The 15,364-nt window shown below is 33.9% G+C and carries 14 protein-coding genes and 1 tRNA gene; 3 read left to right on the top strand and 12 right to left on the bottom strand.

What is annotated here, in order from left to right:
- Nucleotides 1–159: 159 nt before the first annotated feature.
- Nucleotides 160–1,377 carry a pyridoxal phosphate-dependent aminotransferase gene (locus IGJ18_RS05770; RefSeq protein WP_010719417.1) on the bottom strand — a complete coding sequence of 406 codons (1,218 nt, stop codon included), beginning with the start codon at nt 1,375–1,377 and terminating at the stop codon, nt 160–162.
- A gap of 143 nt (nt 1,378–1,520) precedes the next feature.
- Nucleotides 1,521–1,682 carry a hypothetical protein gene (locus IGJ18_RS05765; protein ID WP_010719418.1) on the bottom strand — a complete coding sequence of 54 codons (162 nt, stop codon included), beginning with the start codon at nt 1,680–1,682 and terminating at the stop codon, nt 1,521–1,523.
- A 68-nt stretch (nt 1,683–1,750) separates the two neighbouring features.
- Between IGJ18_RS05765 and IGJ18_RS05760 the strand changes: the two genes are divergently transcribed.
- From IGJ18_RS05760 to IGJ18_RS05750, 3 genes are all read left to right on the top strand, one after another.
- A tRNA-Leu gene (locus IGJ18_RS05760) sits at nt 1,751–1,833 on the top strand.
- A 623-nt stretch (nt 1,834–2,456) separates the two neighbouring features.
- Nucleotides 2,457–2,666 carry a DUF378 domain-containing protein gene (locus tag IGJ18_RS05755; RefSeq protein ID WP_010719419.1) on the top strand — a complete coding sequence of 70 codons (210 nt, stop codon included), beginning with the start codon at nt 2,457–2,459 and terminating at the stop codon, nt 2,664–2,666.
- Nucleotides 2,667–3,021: 355 nt separating this feature from the next.
- Nucleotides 3,022–3,639, top strand: a complete 618-nt coding sequence (locus IGJ18_RS05750) for a LysM peptidoglycan-binding domain-containing protein (RefSeq protein WP_010737411.1) — start codon at nt 3,022–3,024, stop codon at nt 3,637–3,639.
- A 106-nt stretch (nt 3,640–3,745) separates the two neighbouring features.
- Here IGJ18_RS05750 and IGJ18_RS05745 read toward each other — a convergent pair whose 3' ends face one another.
- The 10 genes from IGJ18_RS05745 to IGJ18_RS05700 form a co-directional block, all read right to left on the bottom strand.
- Entirely contained in the window at nt 3,746–4,564 is an 819-nt protein-coding gene (locus tag IGJ18_RS05745; protein WP_374220323.1) for a plasmid recombination protein, read from the bottom strand.
- Nucleotides 4,565–4,946: 382 nt separating this feature from the next.
- Nucleotides 4,947–5,453, bottom strand: coding sequence for a hypothetical protein (locus IGJ18_RS05740; RefSeq protein ID WP_010737409.1), 507 nt, complete (start codon nt 5,451–5,453; stop codon nt 4,947–4,949).
- A gap of 304 nt (nt 5,454–5,757) precedes the next feature.
- Complete coding sequence (locus IGJ18_RS05735; protein WP_010737408.1) at nt 5,758–6,387, bottom strand: hypothetical protein; 630 nt, start codon at nt 6,385–6,387, stop codon at nt 5,758–5,760.
- Nucleotides 6,388–6,442: 55 nt separating this feature from the next.
- Nucleotides 6,443–6,781: an LPXTG cell wall anchor domain-containing protein gene (locus IGJ18_RS05730; RefSeq protein ID WP_223603537.1), complete on the bottom strand. Its 339-nt coding sequence runs from the start codon at nt 6,779–6,781 to the stop codon at nt 6,443–6,445.
- Between the two features lie 247 nt (nt 6,782–7,028).
- On the bottom strand, nt 7,029–8,501 hold the full coding sequence (locus IGJ18_RS05725; RefSeq protein WP_438843005.1) for a helix-turn-helix domain-containing protein: 1,473 nt from the start codon (nt 8,499–8,501) through the stop codon (nt 7,029–7,031).
- 381 nt (nt 8,502–8,882) lie between these two features.
- Nucleotides 8,883–10,367: a helix-turn-helix domain-containing protein gene (locus tag IGJ18_RS05720; RefSeq protein ID WP_438843004.1), complete on the bottom strand. Its 1,485-nt coding sequence runs from the start codon at nt 10,365–10,367 to the stop codon at nt 8,883–8,885.
- 390 nt (nt 10,368–10,757) lie between these two features.
- Complete coding sequence (locus IGJ18_RS05715; RefSeq protein WP_034700340.1) at nt 10,758–12,080, bottom strand: dihydrolipoyl dehydrogenase family protein; 1,323 nt, start codon at nt 12,078–12,080, stop codon at nt 10,758–10,760.
- Nucleotides 12,067–13,032, bottom strand: coding sequence for an ABC transporter ATP-binding protein (locus IGJ18_RS05710; RefSeq protein WP_088775651.1), 966 nt, complete (start codon nt 13,030–13,032; stop codon nt 12,067–12,069). The genes IGJ18_RS05715 and IGJ18_RS05710 overlap by 14 nt, the downstream gene beginning before the upstream one ends.
- Nucleotides 13,029–14,567 carry an ABC transporter permease/substrate-binding protein gene (locus IGJ18_RS05705; RefSeq protein WP_438843003.1) on the bottom strand — a complete coding sequence of 513 codons (1,539 nt, stop codon included), beginning with the start codon at nt 14,565–14,567 and terminating at the stop codon, nt 13,029–13,031. The genes IGJ18_RS05710 and IGJ18_RS05705 overlap by 4 nt, the downstream gene beginning before the upstream one ends.
- A gap of 450 nt (nt 14,568–15,017) precedes the next feature.
- Nucleotides 15,018–15,305: a hypothetical protein gene (locus IGJ18_RS05700; protein WP_010719429.1), complete on the bottom strand. Its 288-nt coding sequence runs from the start codon at nt 15,303–15,305 to the stop codon at nt 15,018–15,020.
- Nucleotides 15,306–15,364 lie beyond the last annotated feature (59 nt).

Here is a 15,364-nt window from a genome sequence, read left to right as displayed (position 1 = left end):
ACTTTACGGAAGAAGAAACATCAAGAAAAGTCCTATCAAAAACTTGTCCGACTTTTTTCCTTCCTTATTTTTGATTTAGCTAGTGATTATTTCATCTCTCACACCAAAAAGAGCCAAAACTTGAGTTCGGCTCTTTTGAGTAAAAACATCCATGACAGGCTATTTTTGTCGGTAAGTCGATAAAAATTCACGCATTTTGACAGCAGTCGTTTTCAGATCATCCATCTTTGGTAAATAAACGATTCTAAAATGATCCGGTTGATGCCAATTAAATCCCCCACCATGAACCAGCAAGATATGATGTTCATGTAGGAAATCTAAAACAAACTTTTCGTCATCTAAAATATTGAAACGCTTCGTATCAATCTTAGGAAAAATGTAAAACGCTGCTTTAGGTTTTACTGCAGAAAGGCCGGGAATGTCATTAATGGCATTGTAAATAAATTCTCGTTGCTCATAAATACGCCCACCAGGTAATAATAATTCATCCACACTTTGATAACCACCTAATGCCGTCTGAATGATTTGCTGAGACAATACATTGGAACAAAGACGCATCGAAGAAAGCATGTTCAATCCTTCAATATAGCCTTTAACATGTGATTTATCTCCACTCAACACCATCCAGCCAACACGAAATCCTGCAACACGATGGGATTTAGATAATCCATTCAACGTCACGACAAATAAATCTGGTGCCAAGGTAGCGATTGGAATATGTTCTAAGCCATCCATGACTAAACGATCATAAATTTCATCAGAATAAATAATCAATTGATTTTGACGAGCAATCTCCACGATTTGCTCTAAAATCTCTTTTGGATACAATGCTCCAGTTGGATTATTTGGGTTGATGATCACGATTGCTTTTGTTCTACTCGTTATTTTTGATTTAATGTCATCAATATCAGGATACCATTCTGCTTGTTCGTCACATATATAATGAACAGGTTTTCCACCAGCCAGTGATACTGAAGCCGTCCATAATGGATAATCAGGCATCGGAACTAAAACCTCATCCCCATTATCAAGTAGACCTTGCATACACATTGTAATCAGTTCGCTGACTCCATTCCCTGTATAAATGTCGTTGATCGTCACATTGGGGAACTTTTTGATTTGACAATATTGTTCAATCGCTTTTCTTGCTGAAAAAATGCCTTTAGAATCAGAATAGCCTTCTGAATCTCGTGCATTCATAATCAAATCACGTATCACTTCATTTGGCGCTTCAAATCCAAAGGGGGCAGGATTTCCAGTATTTAACTTTAAAATACTGATCCCTTCTTCTTGCATACGTTCGGCTTCTTCTAATACAGGTCCACGTACGTCGTAGCTTACGCCTTCTAGTTTATTGGATTTTTCAAATTCTCTCATAACGCTATCCAATCCCTCATTTCAAAATAAACAGAAATTTCTGATTTTTTATTTTTTACTTATTTTCAATATCATACTCTATCCCTCTAAAATTTACCACAATTTTAAGTAAAACCATAAGAAATTTTAGTTAGTTTTCAAACTCATTTCCGTCGATATTCATTGAATAAATTCGCACCCCAGTCCATAGCAATTCCGCAAATAACACCCAAAAAAATTCCGGCAGACAAATCTTTCAATACAATACCAAGAATTAGCCCAACACTCATTCCTAAGATAGAAAACTCCCCATCATATTTTTCCACTTTTTCTCTCCCTTTTCATCTTGACATCTGCGGAAATACTCGCTATCATTAATTTATTGTTATTATACGCAGACGTGATGGAACGGCAGACATGCAAGATTGAGGGTCTTGTGAGCGTACGCTCGTGTGGGTTCAAATCCCATCGTCTGCATCAATGACTAGTCGTAGAGCATTCCGTGCTCTACGTTTTTTTGTTTTCTTATTCACGTCTTATTAATAAACTTACTGTTCGTTATACTAAACGACCTGACTTCTGATAATTTTACGCATAAATTCTTCTTTCTATTTTACTCTTCCTGTTAATTTACTGCTAATGATTACCATGGACAGTTCCTTCTTATGTTTCATAAGATAGCTTTTTTGATTATTTCTCCTTATTACGATTAAGCAATGAAATCAGTATTGTTTTATCTGCATGCCTTCTATTTTGCCCATCTTGATCATTTTTTATACTTACAACCTATGACCTATACTGTAAAAGAATTATGAGAACGATGAATATTAGGAACCATAATTGAACTCTTATTCAATCGATTCTTTTAAATAGTGTAACGCTTGTTTACAGTTCTTGAATCCTTTTGCTTTCCATTGGACATTTCTCTTTCTTGACCTATATATTTCATTTTTTTCTCATCATCAAACTCGTATTCTTATAAATAAAGATGACATTACCAGCTTATAACCTTATTTTATAAGCTTAAGCAGTATTTTAGTACTAATATAAAAATTAGTTTATAATTAGAGTATGTCAAATATGGAGAGGAGAAATAACAAATGAAAACTTTAGACATTATTGCTTTAACATTGTTGATCGTTGGTGGATTAAATTGGTTATTGGTTGGTTTATTAGAATTTGATTTAGTTGCTACTATTGCAGGTGGATCTACGACAATTCTAGCTAAAGCGATCTATATTATTGTAGGAATTTGTGCTATTTATTGTTTGAAATTCTTTCCACTTATTACAAATAGAGTAGAACGATAATTTTTTAATTATCCTCTGTTCCTAATATAAATAAAACAGTCATGAGTGTTAGTTTGTATGCTCATGACTGTTTTTATTTATATTCATGTAAGCATTATTCGAGACAAAAGAGAGATTTTTTCTACAAAAAAACGTGAGATTAACCTTTTCTTAATAACTAGACATCTACTCTTTTCAGAGACATTATGCTTGATTTTACGACAAAGAAATCGCTTTCGATTACATATGTTACTTCAAATATTACAAAAAAGGTAGATTTGTCATAAAGCTATTACCTATGAAATATATCCCCATGGTAAAGTATTCCTCGTTGGTCACAACAAAACTATTTTTAAATTTACGAAGGAGCTTTTACATGAAATCACTTAAAACATTACTATTAGGAACAACTTTGACTGCCGGCGCACTATTCTTTATGGGAACATCTGCACATGCGGACGAAGCTTATACCGTTCAATCAGGTGATACGCTATCAACGATTTCTCAAAAATACGTTGGTGATAACTCCTTGATCCAAACTATTGCAGAAAAAAATTCAATCTCAAACATCAACTTGATTTATTCAGGTCAACAATTAACAATCCCAACAGGCGAACAAGCAGCAACAACACAAACAGCTTACCAAGCGCCTGCTCAAACAAAAACAGTGGCTGAACAACCAGTGAAGCAAGAACCAGTTCAACAAGCAGCACCTGCTCAACCAGTTGCTCAGGCAACGCAAACAGCGGCACAAGCAACACCAGCGACAACGAATACCAGCTCAGCGAAAGAATGGATCGCTCAAAAAGAATCTAGCGGTTCTTATACAGCAACAAACGGTCGTTACATCGGACGTTACCAATTAGATTCTTCTTACTTAAATGGTGACTATTCAGCAGCAAACCAAGAACGAGTTGCTGAACAATACGTATCTTCTCGTTACGGCTCATGGGAAGCGGCTAAATCTTTCTGGGAAGCAAACGGTTGGTACTAATATAAAATAGCTTGTTTAAAAAGCGAAGGTCCCTCTTTAGGATCTTCGTTTTTTTTACTAAGCAAAGCGTAAATGAAAAAAATTGGCAGAAATAGTATCCTTTCTGTCAATTTTTTTGGTAATTTCGATTTTCTAATTCCAGTTTGGCAAATGGTGGTTCGTTCATCGTGTTTTTTGAACAGTTGTGTTTGTCTAACTGCTCAAAATTATTTTTTGTTTCTTTCATGACGTTCAATAAATAGTTGTTCTCTGCTTTCAATCGTTTCACTAATGAATTCAAATAATTGTTTTCTTTATGTAATTCGTCTATTGTTTTACTCTTTTCGTCTGTCATATGATTTGAATAGTTGTCTGTTTCTCTTCCTGGTTTCTTCATCCCCACCTCAGAAGGCAACAACGAGTGGTGAAGCAATTTAGTATACAGTTCTTTGTATTCCTGATACTCAGCATTCAATTGTTCTTTCATATGATCATTTGTCGATTTTTTTCGATAGATGGATGTCTTATTTTGTTGAAGAACTGCTTCTAACTTTTTGAGTAATTCTGTTTCTATTTCACAGTTTTTATATTTGGACATAATATAAGCAGAATTGAGACGTCCTTCTTTCATGGGTATTAGGCCAATATGTAAGTGTGGTTTCTCTTCATCAAAATGAACATGTGCATAAATGATATTCGATAGACCGTATAGTTTTTGAAAGGTTTGAACAATTTGTAAAAAAAATAGTTTTGTTTCTCTTACTGATAATTTTTTTAATGCCGATTCTTTAAAGATGATTCGCCATTCAATTAATATTGTCCAATTAGAATGAATCGATTTTGTTGAAGATAAATGGGTCAAATATTTTCTAATGATCTTTTTATAGTCAATAAATTTCTTATTTAAAACATCATAATTTAAAGATGTTTTATCTGGTTGTACAATACTTGATTCAACTATTTCTCTTTGATTATGTCTTTGGACTTGTTCTAATTCATAAAATCGATAATCCGTTTTTTCTAATTTGATTGATTTAATAGTTCTGCCTCCTTACTTTCTTCTTACTATGTGAATCTTTCAAACAAGTAAATAAACAACGTTTTCATCTAAAGTTTAGTTAATTCTATCCGAAAAAACAAACCGAAAAATTCCTATTTCTTGGTAATTATGTACTTTTAGTGAAATAAAAAAGGACCCTCTTTAAAGGATCCCAAGTAAACCAGTTAAAACAAAACCTACTTCGTGAATTTTCGAGTGAACTAAGATAATAAAGCAAGCTTTGGCCCGCCTCTAAATAACTATTTTTTATTATGCTAGCTATGATTCGTTAATCAATACGGAGTGTTCCATCAATGGTTGTTGTATTGATTAGTTCTTTTTCATCATATACTTTATAATATATCTTTATGCCATGCGTACCCGAGGAAGGCATATTCTTGAAAGCAACCGATTCAATCCCATTGTTGGGTGGAATCAATCCTGAAACATATAATTTTTTTTGATTAGATGCTAAATAGTATTCTACTTGTATATTATAGGAGTTGACACCCACATTACGTACATCCACGTGGGCTTTTCCCTCTTTATTTAATTCGATTTCATGCTTCAATACAATCCGAACATTGTCTTTATCGACTTCTTCCTGCATCTTTTTTAATAATTCGCCATTATTCAACTGAGTGATGTTCTCATCAAAATCTGGCAATCCTGTAACGACTTGAGGGGGAGATTGATTAAAATAGAAGTATCCACTGATCCCCAATATCAAAAGTACTACAGAGAAGGTTATCAGGATATATGTGCTTTTTTTTCTTTGTTTTGCTTTATGTGCCATTTAAAAATCTCCCTTTCTGATAAAATCAAAAACAAATCGTCTCAACCAGATGGATAAAAAAATCATTCGTTAAGCATTTACTTTTATTTTTTTTCAAACAATCCACAAGTTTTTTTGTTGATCAACTAGTTTCTTTCGTTCCAACAGTTTATACTTTCAATGATTAGCAGAACTCCAACTATTTGGAATCCTGCTAAATGGTATTCTAAGACAATCATGTCATTGTTACTATGTGCGAAATTCCCTGTTTATTCTGCTGGGAATTCCAATAATATATGATATAAATGAAACAAATCATGCTTTTTTATGATTCAGTATCTTTTAAAGCAGTGAAATTAAACGTTATTTCGTAACTTGGTCTAACCACTTGATTTTCTTTAAATCCTTCAGCGATTTTTCCTTCGAATTTTAACGTTTTAGATGAAGATTTATCTAATTCTGTTAAATAAGTAGGGCTATTAAGAAATTGACCCGCAACACTTTGTAAACGTACGCCCGCTTCATTTGTTGGCGTAAAGTATAAATCTTGTCTTACACCCGATTGACTTTTTTCTTCAAATTTTGATATTTCAATCTTGACTCTACGTGCACTAGAATTATTTGTTACGGTATAAATAGGTGATAAGATATTAGGAAGTGGCTGGCCATCATCTGTTACCGCATTTGCATAACGTACTTTTGTAGGTACAGTGATGTCAACATAAGATACATCTTCCGGTCCGACCGGATCCCATGGACCAATCCAGCCATCCACTCCAATTTGTGCATTATCTTTTCCTTGAATAGTTGCGCTGTCATCCTCAGGGTCACTTAATCCAGGAATCCAGCCTAATTCATTATCTTTAACTGTTTCTGCACTTGCATTCATTGTTCCAATTCCAAATCCACCTAATAAAATAGATGATACTAGTAACACATTTGTCAACTTCTTCATTATTCTGTCTCTCTCCTCGCTGAAAACGTCTCACAACATTTCCATAAAAATAAAATTACATGATATAGTTTTTTTCTCGATTGAGCTCAATCAACATAACCGTTGAGAAAAGGGATACAATTGTTCCAAGTAACATCATATAAACGCTCAATTGTTCACCAGTTTGTGGAAGTCTCACTTTTTTTGAAGAACCTGAATCAGATGGTGTGATCGTTATAGTTGCTTTTTCTTTGGTTCCTGCGTCACTTACGTTATCAATTGTACTGGCATCTGCGTCCGCATCCCATACTCCTATTATTGCTTCAACTTGAATCGTTTGTTCATTTGTGGTTTGTGCATGACAGTTTGTTGTAATGAAAAGACTAACCATTAAAACACCTATCAAATAATACATCACTCTTTTTATTTCGCTCTTCACCTCCAATACTTTAACGACGCAACCTCCACAATAATATTATCCGTAAAAATAAAATAGAATGAAAACCAAGTTTTACCGATAGATTGGTAAATACCTTTTCCATTAGTAATTGTTATGTAACAAAAAGATGATTAGCTTAGAACATCTAAAAAATAATACTTAATTTTTAGCCATATCAGTTGATAAGCGGTAACTTTTCCGAAATTTATAGTCATAGTGCAAACTAACTATCCATACTGGAATTAACTTTTATATGGTAATAATCAACTAATTTATTAATGATATCTTCATCAAAATAACTAGACATCCCAATCGTTGGAATACCGAAATGGTCAGGCGAATATACATCTGTTAAAAGGCAATCGAACTTTTGTAAATAGCCCTTTTGTATTTGAGTAGTAGGATCGAGTATCTCAATTTTGATATTATGTCTAAAATAAAATTGAATTTCCTCTTTGAGCATCCGCATATGATCGTAAGAGCTATCCAATAAAAGTGCTACATTGATACTTGCTTTACTTTCTCTCACGCGTACCCATAGTTCAGACCAAGAAGTTAATAATTTGAAGATGGATTGCTGGATCATTTCATCTAAGTAAGATAAAAATGGATTACCAAGAGAAAAGTAAATATCAAAAAATTCATCTCTTAATGAGGTAACTAACTCAGGACTTACCTTCAACGTATTTTCAAAAAAATCCGTTTTTTTATTGTATAAAATATAAGTAGGTCGCACCGAACTCATGGTCGTCCAATAAATATCATGAATCAACTTATCTCGATTCTCGCAAAGTAATCCAAAACGTTCTTCCAGCAAAGTAATCACATAGCCGATCTGTTTCTTTATTGAGACCGAATCGATTTCAACTCCTTCTGAATGAAAGCGAGCGATTGGATTAATTGGCTGATGGAATTCATAAAATAATTGCTGAAGATTTTCTTTTACACTTTTGATGCCAAAGACATTATGTATTTTTTCTACTAGTTTTTTTTCGTTCATTAGATGTGTAAAATGAAAAGGTATCTCGTTAACTTCTAATTGATAGCCTTGCTTCAATCGTGTAAAACAGACATACAATTGAAATTTTAAATTTCCCAAAAATAAATGATGGTCATTGTTCACAATTGCCCATATCGTATTTTCTTTGATGAATATATCAATGATCTCTGAAATCAAATTTCTTTCTTCTTTTTGTATCAATTTTTCGGGCAAATGATATTTCTCAGAAAAATATACTGAAAAGAAGTCTCTGATATTCCCTTCGTTTCCGATAATTTTGATTTGATTGGTAATTTGAAAATCGAAAAACCGGATTTCTTGATTGATTCGATTAATTACCCTTGATACCTGAGTTTCTGAAATATAAAGCAAATCACTAAGCTCTTCTTTAGAAGTAACTTTTCCTAGGAAAATCGTTTCCAGTAATGTGTATTCTAGACTCTTTTCAAGAATTTTTGAATAGATAAATGACTTAGGCGTTGTGATATCTTTCTTTAAAATGATTCCTGCTCTAAAAGAAGTTTCAATTGATAGAGGCTCAATCATTTCGTTGACTTGAGATAGATCATTTCGAATGGTTTTTTCTGAACTATCAATTTTTTCAGCTAATTCCGCAGTCGTAATCCATTCCGTATTCCAAAGGATTTCTAAAATATTCAATTGGCGTCTCAAACGCCCGTCTAATATTTCTCTCATTTCTATTACATCTCTCCTCTCCTAACAGATAAATACTCCTTGTTTTATTTTTAGCATATCCCAATCTTTAAAAATAACCTTAATATACCGAGCCCTTGGTAAAATATCTTTCATAATCTTTTATTTTTTCCACCGATCCATTGAGTTGTTCGTGATGCAAAGTAAAAAAATAGGAGACCAAAGACAATCATTCATCTCGGGTCCCTTTACTAGGTAGATCTATGCAACAAACAGAATCGTTTTCACTAAATAGCACGCTCACTTTTTTTATAGTTAATGTAACGATAACTGCTCTTTGGATGTTCATTCGGAAATACTACTATGATTGTTACTGTATCGTTCAGCCTCTTTCTCAATATGTATATTCAACTTGTTTTGCTTTTAGATGAGTATATTCTTTCTAAAAACGTGTAATTCTTCCTTTTTGTTGATCAAAAAATGATGTAGTTTTTTGACAAATTCTTCTCCAAAATAATTAGGGACGCCAATAATTTTCACATCTCCTAGATCGCCAGTATTAAAGCCATTGGTTAGGACACAATCATAGTGTTTTAGCTGATTCACAGAATTTTGTGCTATTGGCAATAAAATATCAACTTCATATGTATTTCTAAAATGATATTCAATTTCTTCTTTTAGCATTTTTAAATGCCCGGCTGGTGCATCTAATAGCAATGCAGCGTGGATTTTAATCGTTGGCTTACGTATTTCCGAACGAAATTCAGACCATTGTGAAACTAAAGTATAAATGGATTGATAAATCATATTTTTTTTATCTAGAGAATGAACGGTTAGATCGTCATAAATTTCACTGAATTTAGCTTTCAAATTTAAAACGATATCTTGTCGATCATTCATTAATTCGCAGACAAAATCTTCTTCAACGTTATTTAAAATATGCGTTGGACCGATCGTACGAAATATCCGCCACATAACGGCCTGAAGTAGAGCTGTTTTGTTCTGGCATTTAATCTTAAATTCATAGCTAACTTCCAAAATCAGATTTTCCAGTCTTGTTTGTAAGATCGATTGACTAGTCCCTAGTTGTAAGCATCTTTCATTTAATTTGAATGGAGCATGAAAATACTCAAACAGGTTAAACAAAACTTCTTCTGATAGTTCGATATCAAACACAGCTTGCCACCTTTTGTTTAATTCTCGATCTCCAGTAATCATAGAATAATTAAAATAATCTTCCTCTTGTTTAAAGAATGAGCTAGATTTACAACGATAGGCAGCCACCCATAATCTCATTCGCATTTTATTCAATAAAAAATGATGTTGATCATCCATAACCATCTTCTCTTTATTTTGTTTATAAAAAATATCAAGTACTGTATCAATCAGTTGAAATTCTTCTGTTTTAAAAAGTAAATCGGGTGAAAGGTATTTTTCATAGAACAAACTAGAGAAAAGCTTACGGATATTTTTTTCGTGACCGATCAATTTCAAATCATTTGTGATTTTTATTTCGTATTTTTTCATTAAAATATTCATTTTATTATGTAATCGATTGAGTTGTGTTTCTGAAATAAAGAGTTGATCGCATAGTTCCCCTCTTTTCATCATGGGATTGATGAATATCATTTCCAACATTTGACATTCGACACTTTTTTGTAAAAAAAGCGAATAAACATATGATTTTGAAACACCTAAGTCTTTACTTAAAAAAACGCCATATTTTACCGAAGTCTCTATTTTTAAAGGTTCAATTATTTCATTCAGTTGTTTGATGTCTGTTCGGATCGTTTTTTCAACCCCACCTATTTTTTTGACGATCTCTGCAATCGTCAGCCATTCGTTGCTCCAGAGTAACTCTAAGAGTGCTAGCTGTCTTAAACTTTGTTTCGTTAGTAATTGCTTCATTTTCCCCTCCTAATCCCTCAAAATTTACAAACGCTTTGTTTTCTCTATTTTCCTCTATTATTAATTTTAATGTACGAAAATAAGTATGTCTACCATTTCATTAAAATATAAGTATAATAATATTAAAAAAGTAGTGATCAACCTATAAGATTCGTGCTTTTCTGCGAGGTAATATTTTAATAAAAATAACACTCAAGATATCTATTATTAAAATATTTACTACCGGATCTTTTAGAGAACTCCATAAAGAGCCTTTCACTAAAATAATCTTTTTATCATTTTCACTACAATAGAAAAAACGCCTAAATTCGAGGACATTTTCAGCCACAGATTTAAGCGTTTATTTTTTATATTTAATCGTTTTTTTACATAATCAATACACTGTATTTTTTATTTCAATAAATAGGATAAATCACTCGCTACCGTTGGATAACCCATGATCCACTGCTCTAATTCTTCTTTTTTTGTATGTTGACTGATCAATAAATTCAAATCATTGATTAAATCATCTGCCTGTTCACTAAGGACACTGGCACCAATCAAATACCCAGCTTTGTCATAGATCATTTGGGATTTAGCAAGTGGTTCATTCACACGATGATAGGTAAACCAATTGGTCATATCAATTTCTACTACTTCTTCTTGTCCAGTGAGTTGTTTTTTTGTTACCCCGACCTGAGCCAATTTCGGACTAGTAAAAACGATCGTAGGGATGGAAGGGTAACTAATTTTTTCTTTAGTATTTCCTAATACATAGTTTGCAACATAATTTCCTTCAAAGGTAGCAACTGGCGTTAATTTTGGCTCTGTCCGTGAGATGATATCCCCGCAAGCAAAAATCATTGGATTACTCGTTTGAAGATAGTCATTAACAACAACACCATGTTTCGTTGTTTCTACCTTCGCCTTTTCCAGGTCTAGTCGCTCAACATTTGGCTGTCTTCCAGTGGCACAAAAAATCGCATCTGCTTGTAGTTCTTGATCGTTTGACTGCAAGGAATAGTGCGTTCCTTCTTGAATGATTCGCTGTGACTCAAAATCAAAAACAAATCGAATCCCAGCTGCTTCCATTTGTTTAACTAATTGTTTGACCAATTGTTCGTCAAATGCTTTTAATGGTCGTTGATTATGGTGAACGATCGTGACATTGCTTCCTGAAGCATGAGCGATCATCGCTAATTCAAATGCAATATAGCCTGCACCAATAAAAATAATGTCCTGAGGCAATTCACTTAAGGATAAAAAGTCAGTACTTGTTTGTAAAAATTCATTCCCATCAATAGGTAAAATCGATGGTCGTTGACCAGTAGCAAGAATGAAATGTTCAGCTGAAATTTTTTCTTCTCCTACCATGATCGTATTTTCATTGATAAAGCGTGCTGTTCCAGCTAGATAATCAATGTCAGCTGCTGCTAATTCTTTTTGACGATTCTTTGAAACTGGATCTGTAAAACTGCGCTTAAATGCTTGTAGTTCTTGCCAATCAACAGTTGGTACTTCGCTGAATCCTTTACCCAACAACTGTTCAATCCGTTTTCTTGCTTCCACACTATTTAGTAGAATTTTTTTAGGGTCACATCCTCGATTAGGACAAGTACCACCCCAAAGATTTTCTTCGATGATCAAGACGTTCTTCCCTGCTTTTTTTAACCCATAAGCCACGCTCATACCAGCTACGCCAGAACCAATCACAACTTCATCATATTCTTTCATTTTCCCTTTCCTTTCTAGATAAATAAGTGAAGATATCTTTTCTTGTAATCTCCCCTAGATTTTCCTCATTTTCTCGAATATTTACTGCTTCATGTTGGATCAATAATTCGAATACTTCAGTCAGCGGTGTACTTAAGTAAACATCTGGAAAATCCGCTTGATGAAGTCCTTTGCTGTAATCGTCAGCTACGATCAGCTCTTTTACTGTTTGTTGTTTTTGTTGAATCGTTTCATCAAAAAAGCTCCGTACAAATTCATTTTTAGGCTGAGTCAACAACTGGTCGGGTTGGTCACATTGAATTAATTCGCCCTCTTTCATGACAGCGATCCGATCTCCTAATTTTATGGCTTCATCCATATTATGAGTTACAAAGACGATCGTTGTGCCTAATTCTTGATGTAAGGAAAGTACAAGGTCTTGTAAAGAAGCTCGAGACAAAGGATCTAAAGCACTAAATGGTTCGTCCATCAAAATAACTTCTGGGCTAGCTGCCAAAGCACGGACGATACCGATCCGTTGTTGCTCTCCACCGGATAATTCCTGTGGCATTCTATTTCGATAGATTGTAGGATCAAGTCCGACTTTCTCAAGTAATTGGTCAGCTATTTTTTCCCTCTTTCTTCTTTCCCATCCTAGCATTTCTGGAATAACTTCGATATTTTGTTGGACAGTCATAGTTGGAAACAACGCAATTTGTTGTAAAACATAGCCCATTTTCCACCGCATTTTTTGTAAATCATAGTCTTTTAACGATTTACCCTTGAAGAATATCTCCCCTGCGCTCGGCTGAGATAGACCATTGATCATTTTAAGCGAGGTCGTCTTCCCGCTACCAGAGGGACCCACCAAAACAAAGATTTCCCCTTGTTCAATCGATAAGTTTAGTTCTTTAATTGCATATTTTTCGCCAAATTTCTTTTGGACTTGCTTGAATTCTATCAGATTATTCATTTATTCCCCTCCTTCAGTAGTCCTTCTTTTTCCAAGAATGCATGCGCTACTTCCGCAGGTTGTTGTTTTTCTACATTCACTTGATAATTCATTTCAATCATTTGAGATTCTGTTACTTTGCCAGCGAGCTTGTTTAGAGCTGCAACGATTTCTGGATGTTCCTTCGCAAAGGCTTTGGTCATCAAAGGAGATCCTTGATAATCTGGAAATAATCCCTGATCATCTTCTAAGGTGACAAGGTCATATTGTTTTAGATCACTATCCGTCGAATAAGCATCTACTACATTGACATCTCCGTTATCGATGGCATGATAGCGTAAACTTGGTTCCATACTTTGTACACTTGGAAAATTAAGCTTGTAAAGTTCTTGGATTCCTTTATAGCCATCCGAACGATCAATAAATTCTAATGTGAAACCGGCTTTTATCTGATCTTCAATCTTTCCCAAATCAGAAATGGTTTTTAGCCCATTTTCTTTGGCAAATGATCGCTTCACCGCTAAAGCATAGGTATTTTGATACGCCATTGGTTGAAGAAGTGTCATTTCAAATTGTTCACCTAATAAGCGATTCGCTTGATTATAGGTTTCTTTTTCATTCAATTCTTTATTTTTTAAGTCATCAGGTACTTTAACTAAGCTTTCTAAAACAGTTCCTGTAAATTCCGGATAAATATCGATCTGTTGATTCTCCAATGCACTAAAAAGAAAACTGGTTTTGCCGAAGTTCGGTTTTAATTCAACTTCAACATCTGAATTATCTTCAATTAATTCTTTATACATTTGAATCAAAATATCTGGTTCTGAGCCTAATTTCCCAGCAATCGTTACCTTATCTTCTTTAAACAGTCCACTTTGATACAAGGATATTCCACCGATTCCCAAAAAGATAAGCAATAAAGTGATAACTGTATATCGAGGTTTCAAATGTTGAAGAAGTCTGATTAAACTACTGAAAATAATTGCTAACAAAGCCGAACTGATTGCACCGATCAGTGTCAAAACTGGCGTATTGCGATCGATTCCTAATAAAATAAACGTTCCTAATCCACCGGCACCGATCAATGCTGCTAACGTCGCTGTTCCAATGATCAAGACGAGCGCTGTTCGAATACCTGAAATAATCACTGGTAATGCGATTGGCAATTCCACTTTGATCAACCGTCTCATGCGTGACATACCAAAAGCAACTGCTGCTTCTTCAATGGATGGATCAATTTCACTAAGTCCGATATACGTATTTTGAAAAATTGGTAATAACGCATAGATCACTAATGCAATCAACGCTGGCACTGTTCCGATTCCAACGAAGGGGATCAACAATCCTAATAAAGCTAAAGATGGGATCGTCTGTAAAACACTGGTTATCTGCAACAATACTTCTGCCATTTTTTTATGGTTCACTGCCCAAATAGCTAATGGGATTGCAATAACAATCGCAATCAATAAGGCAATTAATGAAATTGATAAGTGCTGAAATGTTGCGGAGATCAATTCTCCTTTTCGCTCAACAAGCGTTTGAAAAAAATTATTCATAGGATCTTCCTTTCCATTCTAATTTAAGTATAAACATAGACGAAAAAATCCCCAACTAAGTTGTCTGAAAAGAACAAAAAAGATGCGTACTTCATCATTTGTAAACCCAACATCCCGGCAATTCTCTGAATATGCTTCAAACTAGCAATAAAGTCCTTAATCAATAAATGGAAAGAAAATGGAAAGAAAGAAGAAATTTATTTCTTCAAACTCTATGTATTTCTTTTATATAAAAAAAGACACATCTCACGAATTTGAACGAGAAATGTGTCTAATTTATTTGAATATAAAAAAACAGCCAGTAAAGCAGAAACCTCGTGGGGGAGATAATTTTTACTGGCTTGTTCATAAATTATTATACTGTAAGTTTTGTCCAAAGATAAAAAAAAGTAATAAATGATCGTTTTAGAGTCATAAACGTTCAATTTTTCTCGAAATTCCTATTTTTTCTCAAATGACTAGCTGGTTTGCTCTTTCTTTCACTCCGTATAATGGGTAAAATTCTTGACCTTTTTGATACAAGATTTCTTTTTCACGATTTTTCATCAAGAAAACAAGCAACTCTTTCATCGGCAGATTGGGTTTATTTGGTTCAAATAAAAACACACATTGAGTCTCACCTTTTCTTCGAATGCTCGTCAAAGCCTGCAGATTATCATGAAGATCACAATAGATGCCTTTATATTCTCTTTTCGTTGGAGAAGTTGTGATGAGTGTTAATAGATCAGCTGCTCGCATAGTTACTCCTTTCCTTGGACATCCTTTAAATGTTGAAAAAATTTTTCAAATTATCTATT

The sequence above is a fragment of the Enterococcus sp. AZ078 genome, from assembly GCF_051714985.1.
Lineage (GTDB): Bacteria > Bacillota > Bacilli > Lactobacillales > Enterococcaceae > Enterococcus_B > Enterococcus_B hirae.
Note: the sequence above shows the minus strand (reverse complement) of the source record. Positions and strands in the feature narration are given on the sequence as shown.